Raw genomic sequence first — 18,047 nt, 5'->3', positions numbered from 1 at the left:
TGAGACACTTAAAAGTCACATTGAATAGACAAGTATAAATGCACTTAAAGAGACTTAGCGCTCAAAATAACTGACACAGAAAGGGTTTTTACAACCCTCCCAGGAAAATAAAATAGAAATATGAACACACCACAACCAAGCATGTCACTTACAAAGCCCGAGGCTTTTGATCTTACAACCAAGCAACGGCTATTTACCGCAATAGGATTAATTGGCCTATTGATTTTAGTACTTGCAGCATTTAACGTTAATTTTCCCTATCAACCAATTGTGCTTACTGTAGCTTTAGTGATGCTTTCATTGGGAATTATTTTGTTTGCAAACGATTTGTACTTAGGTAAACATGCAGGTATAAAAAATGATGGCGTCATGTTTAAATCCATTTCATCCCGAGGGCTTTGGGCTTGGCTGTCAGGATTGGCGCTAACAGGATTTTACATTGTGCTTTATTTCGAAGCAGCATGGCTTGGATTGGGGCAAGATGGCGCAGAAAACACTGGTTTGGTGGCTTTATTTGACCCATTTAGTAGACTGTTAAATGGCGGACCTGCCAGCCAATGGTTTGTTTATGGAGTACTTTACACCATAGCCATTTTGGCGTTTGGTTATAAATTTTTGTTGAAATATAGACATAATAGATATGAGAGATTGCGAACCTATTCTGTAATGTTTTTTCAACTTGGTTTTGCATTTTTGATTCCCGAATTTATGGCAAGATTAAATTCAGATTCATTTAGTCTTCCTTATTATGATCTCAAAAATATTTGGCCGCTCAACTATTATAATTTTCATGAATATCGCGTAGATTCGTTTATTAACGCTGGTGATATTGGCTTAGCACTTCTCATTTTTGGTATTCTATCTATTTTCGTAATTACCCCAATTCTCACTTACAAATACGGAAAACGTTGGTACTGCTCGTGGGTTTGTGGCTGTGGTGGCTTGGCCGAAACTTCAGGTGATTCCTTTAGACATTTAAGTGATAAACGCCAGTTTGCTTGGAAGATTGAGCGTTGGGTGGTGCACAGCGTAGTGGTATTTGTAGTTTTAATGACAACTGCCGTTGTGTATTCTTATTTAGGTGATGACAGCAGCAAATATTGGCTGTCAAAAAACACATTTTTAATTGGTGTTGCAACATTGTTGACTATCGTTTTTGCGTGGGTTATGATTTTTAAAAGAAACCAATTGGCAAAGGACGCCAAGTATGGAGCCATTGGCTATTTTGTAATTATTTTGGTGTTGTTTGGCATGCATTATTTTAACGGGTCTAATTTATTTCTTTTTAAAGCTGGAACCTTAAGACAGACTTATGGTTTCTTAATTGGCGCTATTTTTTCTGGCGTAATTGGCACTGGCTTCTATCCTATTTTTGGAAATCGAGTTTGGTGTCGTTTTGGTTGTCCAATGGCTGCAATTTTAGGTTTTCAGCAGCGCTTGTTTTCAAAATTTAGAATTACTACAAATGGTGGGCAATGTATTTCGTGTGGTAATTGTTCTACTTATTGCGAAATGGGCATCGATGTACGTGCTTACGCTCAAAAAGGCGAGAATATTATACGCTCAAGTTGCGTTGGCTGTGGTATTTGTTCTGCGGTTTGCCCAAGAGGTGTATTAAAATTAGAGAACGATTCTATGAAAGGTCGTATCAATTCTAACGACATCTTATTAGGTAACGATGTTAATCTTATGGATTTAGTAAATCAAAAATAACAAAATCAGTTGAATTTTGTTTTCTTCACTTTTTAAGCAACAGCCAAAAAATTAACTATTGTTTATTCTATAAAAAATAAAGAATTAGTGGCCGCAACTCAATATTCTAAAGAAAGAAGAGTAACTATTGTAATAATGTTTCTTCGTTCAAAAGAGATAATAACACAACTGATCTCAAATGACCAAAATTAAAGTTATCATTCCTGCTTATAATGAAGAAGATTCAATTCCTTTGGTTATTCAAGGGATTCCAGATATGGTTGATGAGATTATTGTGGTGAGCAATAATTCCACCGATAACACTATAGATAACGCAGAAAAAGCTGGCGCAACCGTTTTGACGGAAAATCGGAAAGGGTACGGATATGCTTGTTTAAAAGGAATGGATTATATCGCGTGGACTTCGATTAACAATCAGAAAAATAGACCTGATATCATTGTTTTTTTAGACGGTGATTATAGTGACTACCCAGAAGAATTGACTAAACTAGTAAAACCTATAGTTGAAGATAATTACGATTTTGTGGTAGGAACACGAGATAAAAAGCTAAGGGAAGAAGGCTCAATGACTGCACCTCAAATATTTGGTAATTGGCTAGCTACTAGCTTAATGAAGGTGTTTTTTAATTCGAAATTCACAGATTTAGGTCCTTTTAGGGCTATTAAATATGATAAGCTTTTAAGTCTGAACATGGAAGATAAAACCTACGGCTGGACCGTAGAAATGCAACTAAAAGCACTAAAACAGAAATTAAAATACACCGAAATTCCAGTAAACTATAGGAATAGAATAGGTGTCTCAAAAGTTTCAGGAACGATAAAAGGAGCTATCTTTGCAGGCGTTAAAATCCTAGGGTGGATTTTTAAATATAGTTTTAAAAAATGATTCTCGAATCAATTATTATTGTCGTTTATACCATTGCTATTGTACTAATATTCTTGTACTCGTTAGCTCAACTCAACCTTTTGTACAATTATTTGTCGTCGAAAAAAAAGCGTACACAATGTAAAACTTTCGATTTGTCGCTTCCAGAAGAAACGCCATTTGTAACGATACAGCTTCCAGTTTTTAACGAGATGTATGTTATGGAGCGGTTGCTGGATAACATTGCACTTTTGGAATATCCAAAAGAAAAATTGGAAATTCAGGTTTTAGATGACTCAACTGATGAGACTGTTGAGACAACAAGAGCTCACATTGAAGCTTTGTCTGCCACAGGACTTGATATAAAACACATTACCAGAACCGATAGAAGTGGTTTTAAAGCTGGTGCCTTAAAAGAAGGATTAAAAATCGCTAAAGGAGAATACATCGCTATTTTTGACGCTGACTTTTTGCCAAAGCCCAATTGGTTAAAGCGTACAATTCCATATTTTAAGAACGAAAAAATCGGTGTGGTTCAAACACGTTGGGGACATATAAACCGTAATTACTCTTTACTCACTAAAATACAAGCATTTGCACTCGATGCACACTTTACTTTAGAGCAGGTTGGGAGAAACAGCAAAGGGCATTTTATCAATTTTAATGGCACAGCAGGTGTTTGGCGCAAAGCATGTATCCTTGATGCTGGTAATTGGGAAGGTGATACTTTAACAGAGGATTTGGATTTGAGCTATAGAGCGCAACTTAAGAATTGGGAGTTTAAATATCTCGAAGATGTCGAGACACCAGCTGAACTACCTGTTGTAATTAGTGCAGCACGTTCACAACAATTTCGATGGAACAAAGGTGGAGCTGAAAATTTTAGAAAAATGCTATGGAGGGTTGTAAAGTCGGATAATATCTCAACCAAAACAAAAATTCATGGTTTACTTCACTTATTAAATAGTACCATGTTTTTGAGCATTTTCACAGTTGCTGTTTTAAGTATTCCGATGCTCTATATTAAAAACGAATACGAACATTTGAGAAACTATTTTTTTGTAATGAGTTTCTTTGTGATTAGCACTATCATATTCTTTGTCTGTTATTGGTACATGTACCGACAGATTTATGGCAGTGGCTTTAAAAAGTTCTTTGGATATATTGGTATGTTTTTTACGTTTTTCTCTATTGCAATGGGTTTTTCACTACATAATTCTATAGCTGTTATTGAAGGACATATTGGTAAACGAAGTGAATTTGTTCGTACACCGAAATTTAATATCAGTAGTATTCGCGATTCATGGAAAGGCAATAAATATCTGCGTAAAAAGCTTTCGGCAAATGTGATTGTAGAAGGTATTTTAATGCTCTACTTTGCCTTTGGATTATATAGTGCCTTTGTAGTAGGCGACCAAGGTGGTGATTTTGGATTATTTCCATTTCACTTGATGCTATGCATTGGTTTTGGCTATGTGTTTTTTAAGTCTTTGAGTTCTAAGATTTAAGAGCGGTCTTGAAACGGAATTATTATTCCTTTTTCCAAATAATCTTTTAAGCCTTTTAAAAGTAAAGCCCAACAAAAAGAGGAATGCTTAAAATGAGCGTTACAATTTGGCCAATCTTTATGCCAGAATTTAACCAAAACACCATCTTCCTTTTCTCTTAAATCAAAACCGAATGTCGTTGGCTGCCAATCTTCATCAGATTTGGTCAACTTAAAATAGATGTGCTCGTTAACTTTACAGTTTGAAACTTTTGCATACCAATCATATTTATCTGTAAAGTTGAAATTATATATTTCGCCCTCTTTTGGTATTCCAGAGCATTTTAGTGGCCACCAATGTTTCAATTGTTCGGGATTAGAAATGCCATCATAAACATTAGACATCTCACATTTAATCGTAAAATCATGGTAAATTGAAAAACTCATAACTTAAAATTTTCCTCTTTTAAAGTTATTAATCTTTTTTTACGCGAGTATTTCCTAGGTTTAAATAATTCTATCTTTGATTTTATGTCAGAACTTATTAATGTATTTAAATATCAAAAAATGGCACTGCTCTTTATTTTTGCGAGCAGTCTTCTCTATTTTTCTTTTGGATATGATTTGGCTCGCACTGACATTTCAAAATTTTTAACTCTCTATATAGCATTATTTGCATGCGCCTACCAGATTATAAAACTGGGTGGTTTCAATTTTAAATTAATGGTGGTGGCAGCAGTGCTTTTTCGGCTTGTGTTTCTATTTGCTATTCCTAATTTATCACAGGATTTTTATAGATTTATTTGGGATGGACGCATGATTTTAGAAGGCATCAACCCATATCTCTATACACCAGATTCTTTTATTCAAAATGGAAAATTTCCTATTGCTCAATCGCAAGAGCTGTATAATGGCATGGGAGAATTGAGCGCTTCTCATTACACGAATTATCCGCCCTTAAATCAACTGTTTTTTGTATTGGGAAATCTATTCCCAGGAAAAAGTATTTTGAGTTCTGTAATAGGAATGCGATTGATAATTATAGCTGCAGATATTGGAACACTCTATTTTGGAAAAAAACTTTTAGAGCGTTTAAAAATACCATCAAAACGAATCTTTTGGTATATACTGAATCCGTTTATAATTATTGAATTAACCGGTAACCTTCATTTTGAAGGTATCATGATTTTCTTTCTCATTTGGAGCTTATATTTATTGCATAGTGGCAAATGGAAACGGGCCGCTTTAGTTTTAGCTTGTTCTATTTCGGTGAAGTTAATTCCGCTAATGTTCTTACCTATATTTTTCTGGTGGTTCGTTTCAACTCGTTGTGGCTCCATTCGGTTACAATCATCCACCAACGTTGAGCTACCTATACTCAGCGACCAAAATCATAATATTTTTCAAAAAAAAGGATTGATAAAACTCATTCAGTTTTATATCATAATAATTGTAACGATCTTACTATTATTTATTCCTTTTTTCTCGATGGAATTTTTAAATAATTACTCAAAAACTGTTGGACTTTGGTTTGGGAATTTTGAGTTTAATGCAAGTATTTATTACTTGATACGAGAAATCGGTTATACTGTGACCGGTTATAATCAAATTGCTGTTATTGGGAAAATACTTCCTGTTATTTCACTCATTATTATTTTGCTGTTTTCATTTTTGAAAAATAACAATACGATACCTAAATTAACAACATCAATTTTATTAACCTTTACTTTTTACTTACTATTAAGTACAACCGTACATCCTTGGTACATAGCAACGCTCGTTATCCTTTGTATTTTTACAAATTATCGCTTTCCGTTAGTTTGGTCATTGGTTATTGTTTTGAGCTATTTGGCATATTCTAATAACTCAAATTCTGAAAACCTATGGATTATAGCTTTAGAATACCTAGTGGTTTATGCGTTTATATTTTGGGAGATATTCCTCAAAAAAAAATCTATAAAAAAAGCCAACTATAACTAGTTGGCTTTGATTTTTTTTAAAAGAATATCCTTAAAGTTTTTTTAAGGCAACAATAGTATTGGTTTCAATTTCATCTTCGTAACCATCCTCGTCAGTTTCGATTTCTGTTACGGAAGTGTAAGTAATAGCAAATCTTGAACCTACCAAATCTTGTGAATTTAAATTGAAACTCTTTAGTACTTCTGCATCAATATTTTGAAAAGTCATTGTGAATTCGTCACCTTCTTCATCCATACCGATAAAGTTATAACCGTAATCTTCTTTGCCGTCATATACACCTTCAAAAGTAAGTTTGTCTTGTATATCTTTTGATGATGTTAAAGTTAAAAACGCAAGAAATAAAATACCAAATACTGCAATCGATTTTGTTTTCATAATTAAAAAATTTAATGTTAGAAATTGATTTAGTTTCTTCGGAATTTAACCACCACAAGTCCGAGAGCGCCTTTAGTATTTTCAAATAATTGAAATACACGTGGTAATGATTATTAACGTATTCTATTGATTTTTTGGACGTCTTTTAATTACGATTTAAACATCTCTTTTGGATCTTTAAAGCTCTTAAATTCTAACATATAATCGTTTGGATCCGTTATAAAGAAGGAAAGATGCTCACCGATTTTGTCCTTAAGAAATGTAGTTTGTGTTACAACATCAAAATTTTGATTGCTTAGCTTAGCATAGATTTCTCCCCAAGTTTCGACACCTACTATTATACCAAAATGGAATGATGGCAATATCTTACCTTCAAACACATAATTTGGATTAGTGAAATTGAATTTTTCGGCCTTAATAAAAGTCAGTTGATGGCCAAAAAGGTTAATATCCACCCATGTTTTTGCAGTCCGACCTAAAGAGGCACCGATACTATTAACATAAAAATTCTTGGTTTCTGTTACACTTAAACAAGGTAACGACATGTGAAATGATGTTTCCATAATTTAACCATTTAAAAAATACAACTTTTTAACTTACAGTAAATTACAAAATATTATCAACGTAATAGCTAGATTTTAATCGAAATCTTCGTCCTCTGCACCAGGCTCTAATTCAGGATCCTGCACTGCATCTGGATCGTCATCTTCAAACTCCTCGTAGTCCTCTTCATCGTAATTTTCCATAGTAACTTCAAGCTTGGTACTTACTTTTACCAAATACTTAGTATCTTCTGTTGTTACTTCTACCGCTTCTACTGTTTCGTTTTTTGCATTTTTAAACGAGACGATATGGTCATCATCATAACCATCTGGATATTTTTCTACTAAAAGGGATAAAATTTCTGGAGTTAATTTTTTAAAATCAACAATTACTCGTTTTAGATGTGCGTCTTTTGGCTTCATTTTTAATCTTAATTATTGGAGCTAATTTTTTTTTAAATATACTATTTATTGGTTTACTCGAATAACATTATAAACATCTTTTCTGCGATCCTTTAAATTTTTAACAGCTCCGAAGGAGTGTAATTCCCTCAATAAACTTATATCTACGTCCGCCACTAAAATCATTTCTGTATTCGGTGTTGCCTCCGCTTTAATTCCATTACTAGGAAACGAAAAGTCACACGGTGTAAATACGGCCGATTGTGCATATTGGATGTCCATATTATTCACATTTGGTAAATTACCTACACTACCAGCAATAGCCACATAACATTCGTTTTCAATGGCACGAGCCTGAGCACATAATCTTACTCTAGAATAACCATTTTGAGTATCGGTTAAGAATGGTACGAACAAAATATCCATGCCTTCGTCCGAAAGCAATCTAGATAATTCCGGAAATTCAGAATCATAACAAATTAGAATACCAATTTTGCCAGCATCTGTTTGAAAGGTATTTAATTTGTGACCTCTTTGCATGCCCCAAACTTTGGCTTCATCTGGTGTGACGTGAATTTTCTCGTAACGCTCAGAACTTCCGTCTCTACGACATAAATAACCGACGTTGTATAATTTATCATCGATTAATTCTGGCATACTGCCTGTGATGATATTGATATTATACGAGATAGATAATTGTTGCATTTTTTCAACAATAGGCTTAGTATATTTGGCCAACTCCCTAATCGCATCCGGCTCGTACATATGGTTGTATTTTGCCATTAGTGGAGCATTAAAGAATTCAGGAAATAGAGCAAAGTCAGATCTGTAAGCTGCAACGCTATCTACAAAATATTCTACTTGTTGCATTAAATCCTCCAAACTGTTGTAAGTACGCATTTGCCATTGGATTAACCCTAACCTTACTATGGTTTTCACCGAACTTGCTCTTTTACTCTTTTTAGTGTAATAGATGTTATCCCACTCCATTAGAACAGCATATTCGTTTGATGCTGTATCACCTGCTAAATAGCCTTTTATAACCCTTAAAGGATGAAAATCATTAGAAATCTGAAAATTCAATACAGGATCATGAATCTCTTTGTGCCTTACTTTTTCAATATATTCTTTTGGCGTAAATTCATTTTGAAATTTATGATAGTTGGGCATTCTTCCGCCAAAAACGATACCCTTAAGGTTTAGTTCCTCACAAAGTTCTTTTCTATAATCATATAAACGTCTGCCCAATCTTAAGCCTCTAAATTCTGGCTTTATAAATACATCAATCCCGTATAAAACATCGCCGTTTGGATCATGGTTTTTGAATTTATCACCTTCAATAATATCCGCGTAGGTATGATTGTCTTCTACCTTATCATAATCTACAATTAGCGATAATGCACAACCTGCAATAACATCGTCGATTTTAATAACAACCTGACCTTGCGGAAAAATGGAAGTTAAGCGCTCAATATGTTCTTTTTTCCAATAGGAATTAAGCACACCTCCATAAGACTCAAGCGTGGCCGATTTAAGTTCCTCATAATCGTTGACAGTGAGGTACTCTAATTTAATGTTTTCAATTTTCTGATCTTCCATAATTACATATCTAAAAGATAGGCAAAAATCAATGGCGCAACTATAGTTGCATCACTTTCAATGATAAATTTTGGTGTATTAATATCTAGTTTTCCCCAAGTAATTTTCTCGTTTGGCACTGCTCCAGAATACGATCCGTAACTTGTTGTACTATCACTAATCTGGCAGAAATAACTCCAAAACGGTGTCTCAGGTCGTTCCATATCTTGGTACAACATTGGCACGACGCAAATAGGAAAATCACCCGCAATACCTCCACCTATTTGAAAGAATCCTATTCCGTTTTCAGAATTATCCGTGTACCAGTCTGCTAAAAAGGTCATGTATTCAATACCTGATTTCATGGTACTAGCTTTTAACTCACCTTTAAGCACATAGCTTGCGAAAATATTTCCTAAAGTACTATCTTCCCAACCTGGACAGATAATAGGTAAGTTTTTCTCAGCCGCTGCATACATCCAAGAATCTTTTAAATCTATTTCGTAATATTCTTCCAATACTCCAGATAACAGTAGCTTGTACATGTACTCATGTGGCAAATAGCGTTCTCCTTTGGCTTCGGCATCTTTCCAGATCTTAACGATATGCTCCTGAATTCTTCTAAAAGCCTCTTCCTCCGGTATACAAGTATCGGTTACTCGGTTAAGGCCTTTTTCTAATAAATCCCATTCGTCCTGTGGCGTTAGATCACGATAGTTTGGCACACGTTTGTAGTGCGAATGTGCAACCAAATTCATAATATCCTCTTCTAAATTTGCGCCGGTACAGGATATGATTTGTACTTTATCTTTTCTAATCATCTCAGCAAAGATTTTTCCTAATTCTGCAGTACTCATAGCACCTGCCAGCGAAACAAGCATTTTTGCACCAGAATTTAATTGGTCTTCATAACCCTTTGCCGCGTCAACCAAAGCTGCCGCATTAAAATGTAAATAATACTTTTCTATAAATTTTGAAATCTCTCCTTTATTAGTACTCATCTTCGTTATTAAATTTATTTATTTTGTTTCCTTCGTTTGACGATTTATTAAAATTACTCTCAAAATCATCATCCGCATCTTCATTCTGGAATTTATAGCTCAACAATTTGTAATATAATTTGGCTGCTAAAAAATCAGACGATTTATCAACTTCATTAGGGCATAATTCCACAATATCAAAACCTACCACATTTTTCTCTTCAAATACTTGTTTTAAGAAATCCAATGTTTCGTACCATAATAATCCTCCTGGCTCAGGAGTACCCGTACTCGGCAAAATCGAAGGATCAAATACATCCAGATCTATAGTGATAAAAACATTTTCTGTCATTTGGTCAATGGCAGAATCCGTCCAACTATCATCTACGGCCATATCGTGCGCAAAATAGGTTTTGTCTTCGTCCATTACAGTTTTTTCTATAGCATCCATTGAGCGAATACCAACTTGAATTAAGTTTGTGGTCTGGCTAGCTTCATAGACTGCACAAGCGTGATTACATTTAGAACCTTCATAAGATTCACGCAAATCTGCATGGGCATCCAATTGTAATACCGTAATATCATCGTACATTTCATTAAATGCTCTAATGGTACCAATAGATATAGAATGCTCGCCACCAAAAATCGTCACGAATTTATTTTTCTTAATATACTTTTTTGTGGCTTGGTGTACAGCATCTACCATAGCTTCAGGAGAGCTATTTTCTGTAATAACATCTGCCAAATAAATTCCCTGTTCGTAAACTTCAGTTTCGGTTTCAATATCGTAAAGTTCCATGTTTTCTGAAGCATTTAAGAAGGCTTCTGGTCCTTTGTCCGCACCTTTTTGCCACGTACTTGTACCATCGTAAGGCACAGGAATCAATACAATTTTAGAGGTTTCTAGTTTTGCTTTATCTTCTGGAATACCAGCATAAGTTTTAGTTTTCATTATATCCTAAAATTTTAAGTAAGTCTTCACTTTTTTGTTGTTCGCTAAATAGTTTTGTCGAGATGTTTCCGTCTTCATCTCGTTGAATTAAAATATGTTTTGGAGACGGGATTAAACAATGTTGCAACCCTCCAAAACCACCAATGGTTTCTTGATAAGCACCTGTATTAAAAAAGCCAATGTACAACGGCTTGTCTTTATTGTATTTTGGTAAATAGATGGCATTGGTATGTTGCTCACTATTGTAATAATCATCACTGTCACAGGTTAATCCTCCTAAAAGCACCCGCTCGTAACTATCGTTCCAACGGTTAATTGGCAACATGATAAAGCGTTTATTTATTGCCCAAGTATCTGGCAACGTTGTGATAAACGAGGAATTGATCATATTCCATTTTTCACGGTCATTTTGTTGTTTTTGGTACAATACTTTGTAAATGGCACCACCACTTTCACCAACTGTGAAACTTCCAAATTCTGTAAAAATATGTGGTGTATCTACTTCTTCGTCTTCGCAAACCAATTTAATCTGGTTCACAATTTCTTCAACCATATATTGGTAATCAAAATCGAAAGCCAGAGAGTTTTTTATAGGAAAACCACCACCAATATTTAAACTATCTAAAGTTGGACAGATTTTCTTTAAAGAAGTGTAAACCTTTAAGCACTTGTTAAGCTCGTTCCAATAGTAGGCATTATCCCTTATTCCTGTATTAATAAAAAAGTGAAGCATTTTCAACTCTACCTTTTTATTATTCTGAATTTGATTCTTGTAAAAAGGTACAATATTTTTGTAACCGATACCTAATCTAGAGGTGTAAAATTCAAATTTCGGTTCTTCTTCAGAAGCGATTCTAATACCAACCTTGAATTTCTTTTTTATTTCGTTAGAAAGTAAATCAATTTCCTCATAATTGTCAATAATCGGGATGCAGTTTTTATGTCCGTCGTTAATGAGGTCTGCTATGTTGGTTACATATTGTTCACGCTTAAAACCATTGCTAATTACAAAGGTTTCGTCCGTAATTTTGCCTTCTTTTTTTAAATTTTTCACGATATCGATATCAAAAGCTGATGAAGTTTCGATATGAATATTGTTGGTTAAGGCCTCATCCAATACGTGTTTAAAATGTGAGCTTTTGGTGCAATAGCAATAATTGTAATTGCCTTTATAATCGTGCTTTTTAAAAGCATCGTCAAACCATTTTTTTGCGCGTTGTATGTTGTTGGATATTTGCGGTAAATAGGTAAACTTTAATGGTGCACCATATTTTTCTATCAATTCCATAAGATCAATGTCATGGAAATTTAATGCATTGTCTTCGAGTTTAAATTCCTCTTGAGGAAAATAAAAGGATTGATCGATGAGATCAATATATTTTGTATTCATTGTTTGGTTTAAAAATTCAATGGTAAAATAATAAAATAGTACTTGGTAATAAGTTAACTAAATGTTATATCATACCTGAATTTTATTTTGAGTAGTGGGTATAAAAGCATAATTGTGCTGGCTAGCAACAATGGTATTGGCGGAAGTTAGCTCTAAAATTCGGTTGCTTATCTTATAAGCGGCCTTTGAAATTGACTTCCTAATTTTCAAAAACCCGAACATAAAAACACAGTTCAATTGTTCAGCTAAAATGCGTAGCAAATGTAAATTATTTTTTGAATTGTGAAATTTTTTTGTGAAATTTTTCAGAAATAATCAGGTCGAGTAAAACTCAATTTTTAGGGTGCTTTTAACCAGTTATTTTATTCTTAATTATAACATTATGACTTCAACACTTCATACCATTGAATTAAAGCGGTTAATTCACAAAAATAATCGTGTATAATTTATTGCTAGTTATAGCCTAATTACGAAAATCCACTCGGATTTTCTATTCAGTTTTTATTTGTTAAATTAGATGCTGGAACACGCAACGAAACCATACAATAGACTGTTGCTCGTATGATGAGAAAAACCATATTTATAATATTTGTACTATTCGGATTTGACGGTTATAGCCAAGATTTAGCTTGTGGAGATTTTAAAAAAGGAATTTTTACTGGCGAAATAACACTGCCAAGTTTAAACGTAATAAAATGGAAAATAGTACGCAATGGAAACGAACAATCAGAAATTTACACGCAAATTCCAGAAGAATTACAAACTGTAGATTTTCCAACAAAACCTCAATATGGAATAATAAAATGGATTGACGATTGTTCATATACATTAATTTACGATGAAAAGAAATCTGATTTAACTAATATCCAAAAGACTATAAATATGATGGGCGGATTTTTAAATAAAATAACTCGAATTGAAGGAAAATGTGCATATTATAAGTCGACACTAACAATTGGAAATGAAACCCAAGTTAATGAAGGAAAATTTTGCGCCGAATAAATACTTTAGGCAACAAAGTTCTGTCGTCAAATCAAGGAAAATCTCATTAATTTTTTATTTACGTACCTTTATATTCAGCATCGCCTTCCAGTCTCGATTTTCAGCAACAACCCAAACATACATCCAATGGAATACGTGCAACAAAACACTTAACCAAGCAGCTACCATAATTATTATCTCAAGAATTTTTCGTTAAGCTAAAACATTATGTGAGCAAAATATCGAGGTGGATTTTTTTTTAAATCATTAAGGTGCTTTAGTACATCAAGTAAAAAACTTTACTCATTGAACCTCTAATATAGCTAACCAAAGCACCTGATTAACTCAATCCTATTTTATATCTTTAACCATAGCTCATAAATTTGTTTTAAACAAAACCATATGATTATGAAAACATTAATACAAAAACACAATTTGAAATCCATTCTTTTTATTGGACTAATGTTTATAGGCTTTCTGAATTTTACTTCGGCATTAACAGAGAAGAAGATTACAAACATGATCACAAAACTTCAACAAACCAAAACCATCAAGGGAGTTGTGAGTAACGAAGATGGCCCACTGCCAGGAGCGGATGTCTTGTTAAAAGGGTCTAGAATTGGAACGGTAACCGACAAAAATGGCGCTTTTACATTCCCGAAACCTCTTAAAATTAACGACGTTTTAGAATTTAAGTACTTAGGTTATGAAGCCAAAGAAGTTATTATTAAGGAAAATACTCAATTTATTGAAGTCACTCTTGACGAAGCAAAAATTGAAATGATTGGTGCTTTAAATTCTGGGAAACCTTATAAATCTAAACGTAAGAACTAAACTTATAGTGTTTTTTCAAGTTGAGCGTTTTTTATTAAAAACGCTCAATTTTATATTACAACAAACAATTTGAAAAATTTATTCTTCTTTTTTCTATTTTCAATCAGTTTGCAATTTTATGGTCAAATTTCAGATTTTGAGCATATCGATTTTAAAAAAGCGGACAGTATTGCTAATGTTTATAAAGATGAAGATCTCAACAATTTGACTAATCTGGCATACTCACTTTCAGAAAATTTAGATACAGATATTGAACGTTTTAGAGCAATCTACAAATGGGTCTGCGAAAATATTGCCAATGACTATAGCCTTTATCATAAGAATAAAAGAAAGCGCGAGCGCTTTAAAGACGACAGTTTAAAATTACAAAGTTGGAATGTATCATTCCGAAAAAAGCTTTTTAAAAAACTACTGAAACGACAACGCACGATATGCACAGGTTACGCTTATGTACTCAAGGAACTGGCGAATGCTATTGATATAGAGTGTGAAATTGTACAGGGTTTTGCGCGTGTGAGCACGACTGATATAGAAAATTTAACTTTACCCAATCATTCATGGAATGCCGTTAAACTTAATGAAAAATGGTATTTATGCGATCCTACTTGGGCTAGTGGTATTCCAAATCCTGAAACTAATAGATTCCAGTTTAAATATAATGACGGATTTTTCATGGCAGAGCCTAGTTTGCTAGCTATTAATCACTTTCCTGTAGAAGAAAAATGGTGGCAACTAAATGTGACGCCACCAACATTCAATTCATTTCTAAATGGACCCATTCTTTATGGTGACGCATTTGAGATTTTAGAACGTCATATTTCCCCAGAAAAAATGCATCAGGATATATCCAAAAACGAAATGATAGAATTTCAGTATCAACTTAGAAATTTAGTAGAGAAAGATGAGATTTCATTACTGTTGTACAATGGTACAACATCATGGACCACCAAACCATCTTCTGTTTCTATCGATAACAGATTATTAAATTTAAAACAAGTGTTTCAACATTCGGGATTTTATGATGTGCATCTTTATATCCAAAATCGTTTAATAGCAACCTACACTGTCAAAGTCGGAGATTGATTATAACATTTTTAAGGTATTCACCTCTTGCTCTGTAAGATGTTTCCAATGGCCTCGAGGAATATCTTTTTTAGTAAGATGACCGATAGAGACACAATCTAACTTTACCAAATCATAATTTAAATTATCGAAAATCGTGCGCAGAATGGTATTGCCGGTATTTTTAATTTTTATACCAATTTTATTTTTAGACTCGCCTTCGATATAACTAATATCTTCAACTTCGACCAGTTTTCCATCGACTTTAAAACCTTCTTTTATTTTTTTGAGATCTTCATATTTCAAGTTTTTATCGAGTTCTACCTGAAACAATCTTGCCACACCATTCTTAGAATTAGTGAATTTCTTAACTATTTTTTCATCATTAGTAAAAAGCAATAATCCCATAGAATTTCTGCCCAAACGACCAATCGGCTTTATGTTGGCATTGGTTGCATTGGCCACCAAATCCATAACTGTTCTACCCTTTCCTTCTGCAGTTGTAGTAGCAAAACCTTTGGGCTTATTTAATAACACGTATGTTTTTGGTTCTGGTGTAATTCTTTGACCGTCAAATCGCACATCGTCACTACGCTTCACTTTATAACCCATTTCGGTAATGACTTTTCCGTTAACCGTAACCAATCCAATAGCAATATTTTCATCGGCCTCACGACGCGAACAAATACCCGAATTAGAGATGTATTTATTTAAACGGATTTCATCTGGGTTTGAGGTACCTTGAGATGAAGTATTTCTTTTTACTGGAGCATTACCTCGTGCATAACTCTTTTTGTGAGAATTAACATTGGTTCTGCTGGAATTTCTGTTTGAACCTGCACCTTCTCTTCCTGATACTTTTCCTTTTCCTTTACTTCCTTGATGTCTGCTCATATCTTTTACCCTAAAAACGGGATTATTTTAAATTATAACTTCAACTGATTTTTTAATATAACAAATTCAGTCTAATTTTTTGCAAAGGTAAACAATAGTTAACATTAACTACTTAATTTCCACAGTAGTTTGTCGCTCTGTATTGACCGTCAATTTAGTGACATCTGGTCTAGAATAATGACCTACAACATCAAAGTTTTGACGCTCTTCCAGAACTCGATTAAAGTCTATAGTTTGAATAATTAATCCTTCTTTATTCAACACAGGCTCTACAACCCACTCACCATCTGGTCCTGCAATACAACTGCCTCCATTGGCTAAAGTATTTGGAGCGTTTTTCAAAATTTTATCTATAAAAGGGGTGTCTTTTGGAAAATCTGATTTGGACATTAAACTTGAAACAGAAACGACATAAGAACGCGATTCCCTCGCTATAAAACGCGTAATATCTTTGGTATTATGATCGCTTCCTGGCCATACCGCAATGTGTAGATTTTCGCCTTGTCCATAAAGTGCAGTTCTCGGTAATGGCATCCAATTTTCCCAGCAATTGAGTCCGCCAACGGTAAAGGACTTTAAAGAATGAACTTTGAGACCATGACCATCGCCTGGTGACCAAGTTAATCGTTCATCGTAGGTAGGTTGTAATTTCCTGTGAACTGATTTTATTTCTCCATGTTGGTCTATGTAAACCAAGGATGCGTAAATACTATGACCGCCTCTATCGGTTGGACGCTCCATAATGCCCAAATAGATGGCTATTTTATGTTCTTTTGCCAGTTTACACACACTATCCAACTCGCCTTTTTCAATACATATTGAATTATTGACGTAATGTGCATGCAATTTTTTATTAACCTCTGTATTCCACTCGGCACCACCTGTAAGCGCTAGCCAAAAAGGGTAACCAGGTAATAATGCTTCTCCAAAAACCACAAGCTCGCAGCTCTCTGCTACAGCATTTTTGATAGAGTTTTCAATTTTCGCTAATGTCGCTTTTTTATCTAGCCAAACTGGTGCGATTTGGGCCATGGCAATCTTAAGAGTAGTATTCATTTATATACGGTTTAAAACAACTGAGACATCAATCAATAAAATTGAAAATACACCTGCTACAATTATGAATTTTAGAATATTATGTAGTAAAAGATAGTGCGTTTTTTTATTCGATTTCCAAAGTATGAGTAAATAAGCAATAAGCAATACGACACTGAGATAAAAAAACAGATACATATGCCCAATTTTAAAAAACAATATCAGGACAATAGCTGCAACAATAGTTGAAACTCCAACAACAGACAACATGCGCTTTGAAATTTTTTCTCCATAAACTACCGGAACAGTTCTATAACCCAATGCCAAGTCGCCTTTAATGTTTTCCAAGTCTTTGGTTAGTTCGCGCATAGAAACCAATAAAAATAAAAACAAGGCATGTGCAAAAATGACTTTTTCAAAATTTTGATAATAAATGAATATGGCGAAAAAAGGGGTTACTGTAAGTACTGCAGAAACCAAATTGCCCGTCATAGGCTGTTTTTTAAATCGATGCGAATACAACCAAATCGCCAAGATGTAAAATGCAAAAAAAATGACCGCTTTGAAAGAAACATAACTTGCAAAAACTACTGCCAAAAAATTAAGTGCAAAATAAAAGGAAAGCTTGGTATTCTGGCTCACCAAACGGTCTAACATGGTTTTTTGAGGCCTGTTAATGAGGTCTTTTTCAGAATCATAAAAATTGTTGATAATATACCCTGCTGCAATCGTTGCCGATGATGCAAAAACCAACATTAATAAGTTGACATCCAATAAGACTTCTCTAACTGGCTTATCGTGGGCAAAAATATATATGGAAGCCAAATACTGCGCTACAACCACGACTAAAATATTGTAACCTCTAACTACAGAAAACAGGCTGAAAAATTTGAGAAGAATGTGTTTCTGCCGTCTTGATAGCATAATTAACAATTAAAAAAACCTCACAGGTTATAGTAACCTGTGAGGTTTGAATAT

Annotated in this window: 18 protein-coding genes; 7 read left to right on the top strand and 11 right to left on the bottom strand. The window is 34.0% G+C overall.

The features are described 5' to 3' along the window. Positions 1 to 120: 120 nt before the first annotated feature. The 3 genes from HM983_RS02040 to HM983_RS02030 all read left to right on the top strand — a co-directional run bounded on the left by HM983_RS02040 (position 121) and on the right by HM983_RS02030 (position 4,086). The gene (locus HM983_RS02040; protein ID WP_179343629.1) at positions 121 to 1,713 is read left to right on the top strand and encodes a 4Fe-4S binding protein; all 1,593 of its coding nucleotides are present in this window, start codon (positions 121 to 123) and stop codon (positions 1,711 to 1,713) included. Between the two features lie 178 nt (positions 1,714 to 1,891). Further along, positions 1,892 to 2,599 carry a glycosyltransferase family 2 protein gene (locus HM983_RS02035; RefSeq protein ID WP_179343627.1) on the top strand — a complete coding sequence of 236 codons (708 nt, stop codon included), beginning with the start codon at positions 1,892 to 1,894 and terminating at the stop codon, positions 2,597 to 2,599. Beyond that, a complete protein-coding gene (locus tag HM983_RS02030) occupies positions 2,596 to 4,086 on the top strand; it encodes a cellulose synthase family protein (RefSeq protein WP_179343625.1) in 1,491 nt (496 codons plus the stop codon). Before HM983_RS02035 ends, HM983_RS02030 begins: the two co-directional genes overlap by 4 nt. Here the strand turns inward: HM983_RS02030 and HM983_RS02025 are convergent. Then, entirely contained in the window at positions 4,083 to 4,511 is a 429-nt protein-coding gene (locus HM983_RS02025; protein WP_179343623.1) for an SRPBCC family protein, read from the bottom strand. The two genes, HM983_RS02030 and HM983_RS02025, sit on opposite strands and share 4 nt — an antisense overlap. Positions 4,512 to 4,631: 120 nt before the next feature. On the opposite strand from HM983_RS02025, the gene HM983_RS02020 reads away from it, so the two are divergent. Next, entirely contained in the window at positions 4,632 to 6,044 is a 1,413-nt protein-coding gene (locus HM983_RS02020; RefSeq protein WP_246277438.1) for a mannosyltransferase, read from the top strand. Between the two features lie 30 nt (positions 6,045 to 6,074). Here HM983_RS02020 and HM983_RS02015 read toward each other — a convergent pair whose 3' ends face one another. The 7 genes from HM983_RS02015 to HM983_RS01985 form a co-directional block, all read right to left on the bottom strand. After that, on the bottom strand, positions 6,075 to 6,419 hold the full coding sequence (locus HM983_RS02015) for a hypothetical protein (protein WP_179343619.1): 345 nt from the start codon (positions 6,417 to 6,419) through the stop codon (positions 6,075 to 6,077). Positions 6,420 to 6,568: 149 nt separating this feature from the next. Next, the gene (locus tag HM983_RS02010) at positions 6,569 to 6,982 is read right to left on the bottom strand and encodes a VOC family protein (protein WP_179343617.1); all 414 of its coding nucleotides are present in this window, start codon (positions 6,980 to 6,982) and stop codon (positions 6,569 to 6,571) included. Between the two features lie 75 nt (positions 6,983 to 7,057). After that, entirely contained in the window at positions 7,058 to 7,384 is a 327-nt protein-coding gene (locus tag HM983_RS02005; RefSeq protein ID WP_179343614.1) for a hypothetical protein, read from the bottom strand. A 45-nt stretch (positions 7,385 to 7,429) separates the two neighbouring features. After that, a complete protein-coding gene (locus tag HM983_RS02000) occupies positions 7,430 to 8,962 on the bottom strand; it encodes a carbon-nitrogen hydrolase family protein (RefSeq protein WP_179343612.1) in 1,533 nt (510 codons plus the stop codon). A 2-nt stretch (positions 8,963 to 8,964) separates the two neighbouring features. Continuing rightward, positions 8,965 to 9,942 (bottom strand): deoxyhypusine synthase family protein, encoded by a 978-nt coding sequence (locus HM983_RS01995; protein WP_179343610.1) that lies wholly within the window; start codon positions 9,940 to 9,942, stop codon positions 8,965 to 8,967. After that, entirely contained in the window at positions 9,932 to 10,873 is a 942-nt protein-coding gene (gene speB / locus HM983_RS01990) for an agmatinase (RefSeq protein WP_179343608.1), read from the bottom strand. Before speB ends, HM983_RS01995 begins: the two co-directional genes overlap by 11 nt. Beyond that, the gene (locus HM983_RS01985; RefSeq protein WP_179343606.1) at positions 10,863 to 12,263 is read right to left on the bottom strand and encodes an arginine decarboxylase; all 1,401 of its coding nucleotides are present in this window, start codon (positions 12,261 to 12,263) and stop codon (positions 10,863 to 10,865) included. The genes speB and HM983_RS01985 overlap by 11 nt, the downstream gene beginning before the upstream one ends. A 561-nt stretch (positions 12,264 to 12,824) precedes the next feature. Here HM983_RS01985 and HM983_RS01980 point away from each other — a divergent pair. The 3 genes from HM983_RS01980 (at position 12,825) to HM983_RS01970 (ending at position 15,161) form a co-directional block, all read left to right on the top strand. After that, positions 12,825 to 13,265: a hypothetical protein gene (locus HM983_RS01980; protein ID WP_179343604.1), complete on the top strand. Its 441-nt coding sequence runs from the start codon at positions 12,825 to 12,827 to the stop codon at positions 13,263 to 13,265. 387 nt (positions 13,266 to 13,652) lie between these two features. Then, positions 13,653 to 14,078 (top strand): carboxypeptidase-like regulatory domain-containing protein, encoded by a 426-nt coding sequence (locus HM983_RS01975; protein WP_179343602.1) that lies wholly within the window; start codon positions 13,653 to 13,655, stop codon positions 14,076 to 14,078. A 69-nt stretch (positions 14,079 to 14,147) separates the two neighbouring features. After that, a complete protein-coding gene (locus tag HM983_RS01970) occupies positions 14,148 to 15,161 on the top strand; it encodes a transglutaminase domain-containing protein (RefSeq protein ID WP_179343600.1) in 1,014 nt (337 codons plus the stop codon). Here the strand turns inward: HM983_RS01970 and HM983_RS01965 are convergent, their stop codons facing one another. The 3 genes from HM983_RS01965 to HM983_RS01955 all read right to left on the bottom strand — a co-directional run bounded on the left by HM983_RS01965 (position 15,162) and on the right by HM983_RS01955 (position 17,993). Beyond that, positions 15,162 to 16,034, bottom strand: a complete 873-nt coding sequence (locus HM983_RS01965; protein ID WP_179343598.1) for a pseudouridine synthase — start codon at positions 16,032 to 16,034, stop codon at positions 15,162 to 15,164. Positions 16,035 to 16,142: 108 nt separating this feature from the next. Next, positions 16,143 to 17,090 carry a carbon-nitrogen hydrolase family protein gene (locus HM983_RS01960; protein WP_179343596.1) on the bottom strand — a complete coding sequence of 316 codons (948 nt, stop codon included), beginning with the start codon at positions 17,088 to 17,090 and terminating at the stop codon, positions 16,143 to 16,145. After that, positions 17,091 to 17,993, bottom strand: coding sequence for a geranylgeranylglycerol-phosphate geranylgeranyltransferase (locus tag HM983_RS01955; protein ID WP_179343594.1), 903 nt, complete (start codon positions 17,991 to 17,993; stop codon positions 17,091 to 17,093). Between the last annotated feature and the right edge of the window lie 54 nt (positions 17,994 to 18,047).

This window comes from Winogradskyella ursingii (genome assembly GCF_013403975.1).
GTDB lineage: Bacteria > Bacteroidota > Bacteroidia > Flavobacteriales > Flavobacteriaceae > Winogradskyella > Winogradskyella ursingii.
Note: the sequence above shows the minus strand (reverse complement) of the source record. Positions and strands in the feature narration are given on the sequence as shown.

Coding starts and splice junctions, on each gene's coding strand:
- speB (WP_179343608.1), bottom strand. CDS start 10,873: ATGAAAACTAAAACTTATGCTGGTATTCCAGAAGATAAAGCAAAACTA.
- HM983_RS02030 (WP_179343625.1), top strand. CDS start 2,596: ATGATTCTCGAATCAATTATTATTGTCGTTTATACCATTGCTATTGTA.
- HM983_RS01980 (WP_179343604.1), top strand. CDS start 12,825: ATGATGAGAAAAACCATATTTATAATATTTGTACTATTCGGATTTGAC.
- HM983_RS01960 (WP_179343596.1), bottom strand. CDS start 17,090: ATGAATACTACTCTTAAGATTGCCATGGCCCAAATCGCACCAGTTTGG.
- HM983_RS02000 (WP_179343612.1), bottom strand. CDS start 8,962: ATGGAAGATCAGAAAATTGAAAACATTAAATTAGAGTACCTCACTGTC.
- HM983_RS01985 (WP_179343606.1), bottom strand. CDS start 12,263: ATGAATACAAAATATATTGATCTCATCGATCAATCCTTTTATTTTCCT.
- HM983_RS01955 (WP_179343594.1), bottom strand. CDS start 17,993: ATGCTATCAAGACGGCAGAAACACATTCTTCTCAAATTTTTCAGCCTG.
- HM983_RS01995 (WP_179343610.1), bottom strand. CDS start 9,942: ATGAGTACTAATAAAGGAGAGATTTCAAAATTTATAGAAAAGTATTAT.
- HM983_RS01965 (WP_179343598.1), bottom strand. CDS start 16,034: ATGAGCAGACATCAAGGAAGTAAAGGAAAAGGAAAAGTATCAGGAAGA.
- HM983_RS02020 (WP_246277438.1), top strand. CDS start 4,632: ATGGCACTGCTCTTTATTTTTGCGAGCAGTCTTCTCTATTTTTCTTTT.
- HM983_RS02010 (WP_179343617.1), bottom strand. CDS start 6,982: ATGGAAACATCATTTCACATGTCGTTACCTTGTTTAAGTGTAACAGAA.
- HM983_RS02015 (WP_179343619.1), bottom strand. CDS start 6,419: ATGAAAACAAAATCGATTGCAGTATTTGGTATTTTATTTCTTGCGTTT.
- HM983_RS01975 (WP_179343602.1), top strand. CDS start 13,653: ATGAAAACATTAATACAAAAACACAATTTGAAATCCATTCTTTTTATT.
- HM983_RS02035 (WP_179343627.1), top strand. CDS start 1,892: ATGACCAAAATTAAAGTTATCATTCCTGCTTATAATGAAGAAGATTCA.
- HM983_RS02005 (WP_179343614.1), bottom strand. CDS start 7,384: ATGAAGCCAAAAGACGCACATCTAAAACGAGTAATTGTTGATTTTAAA.
- HM983_RS02040 (WP_179343629.1), top strand. CDS start 121: ATGAACACACCACAACCAAGCATGTCACTTACAAAGCCCGAGGCTTTT.
- HM983_RS02025 (WP_179343623.1), bottom strand. CDS start 4,511: ATGAGTTTTTCAATTTACCATGATTTTACGATTAAATGTGAGATGTCT.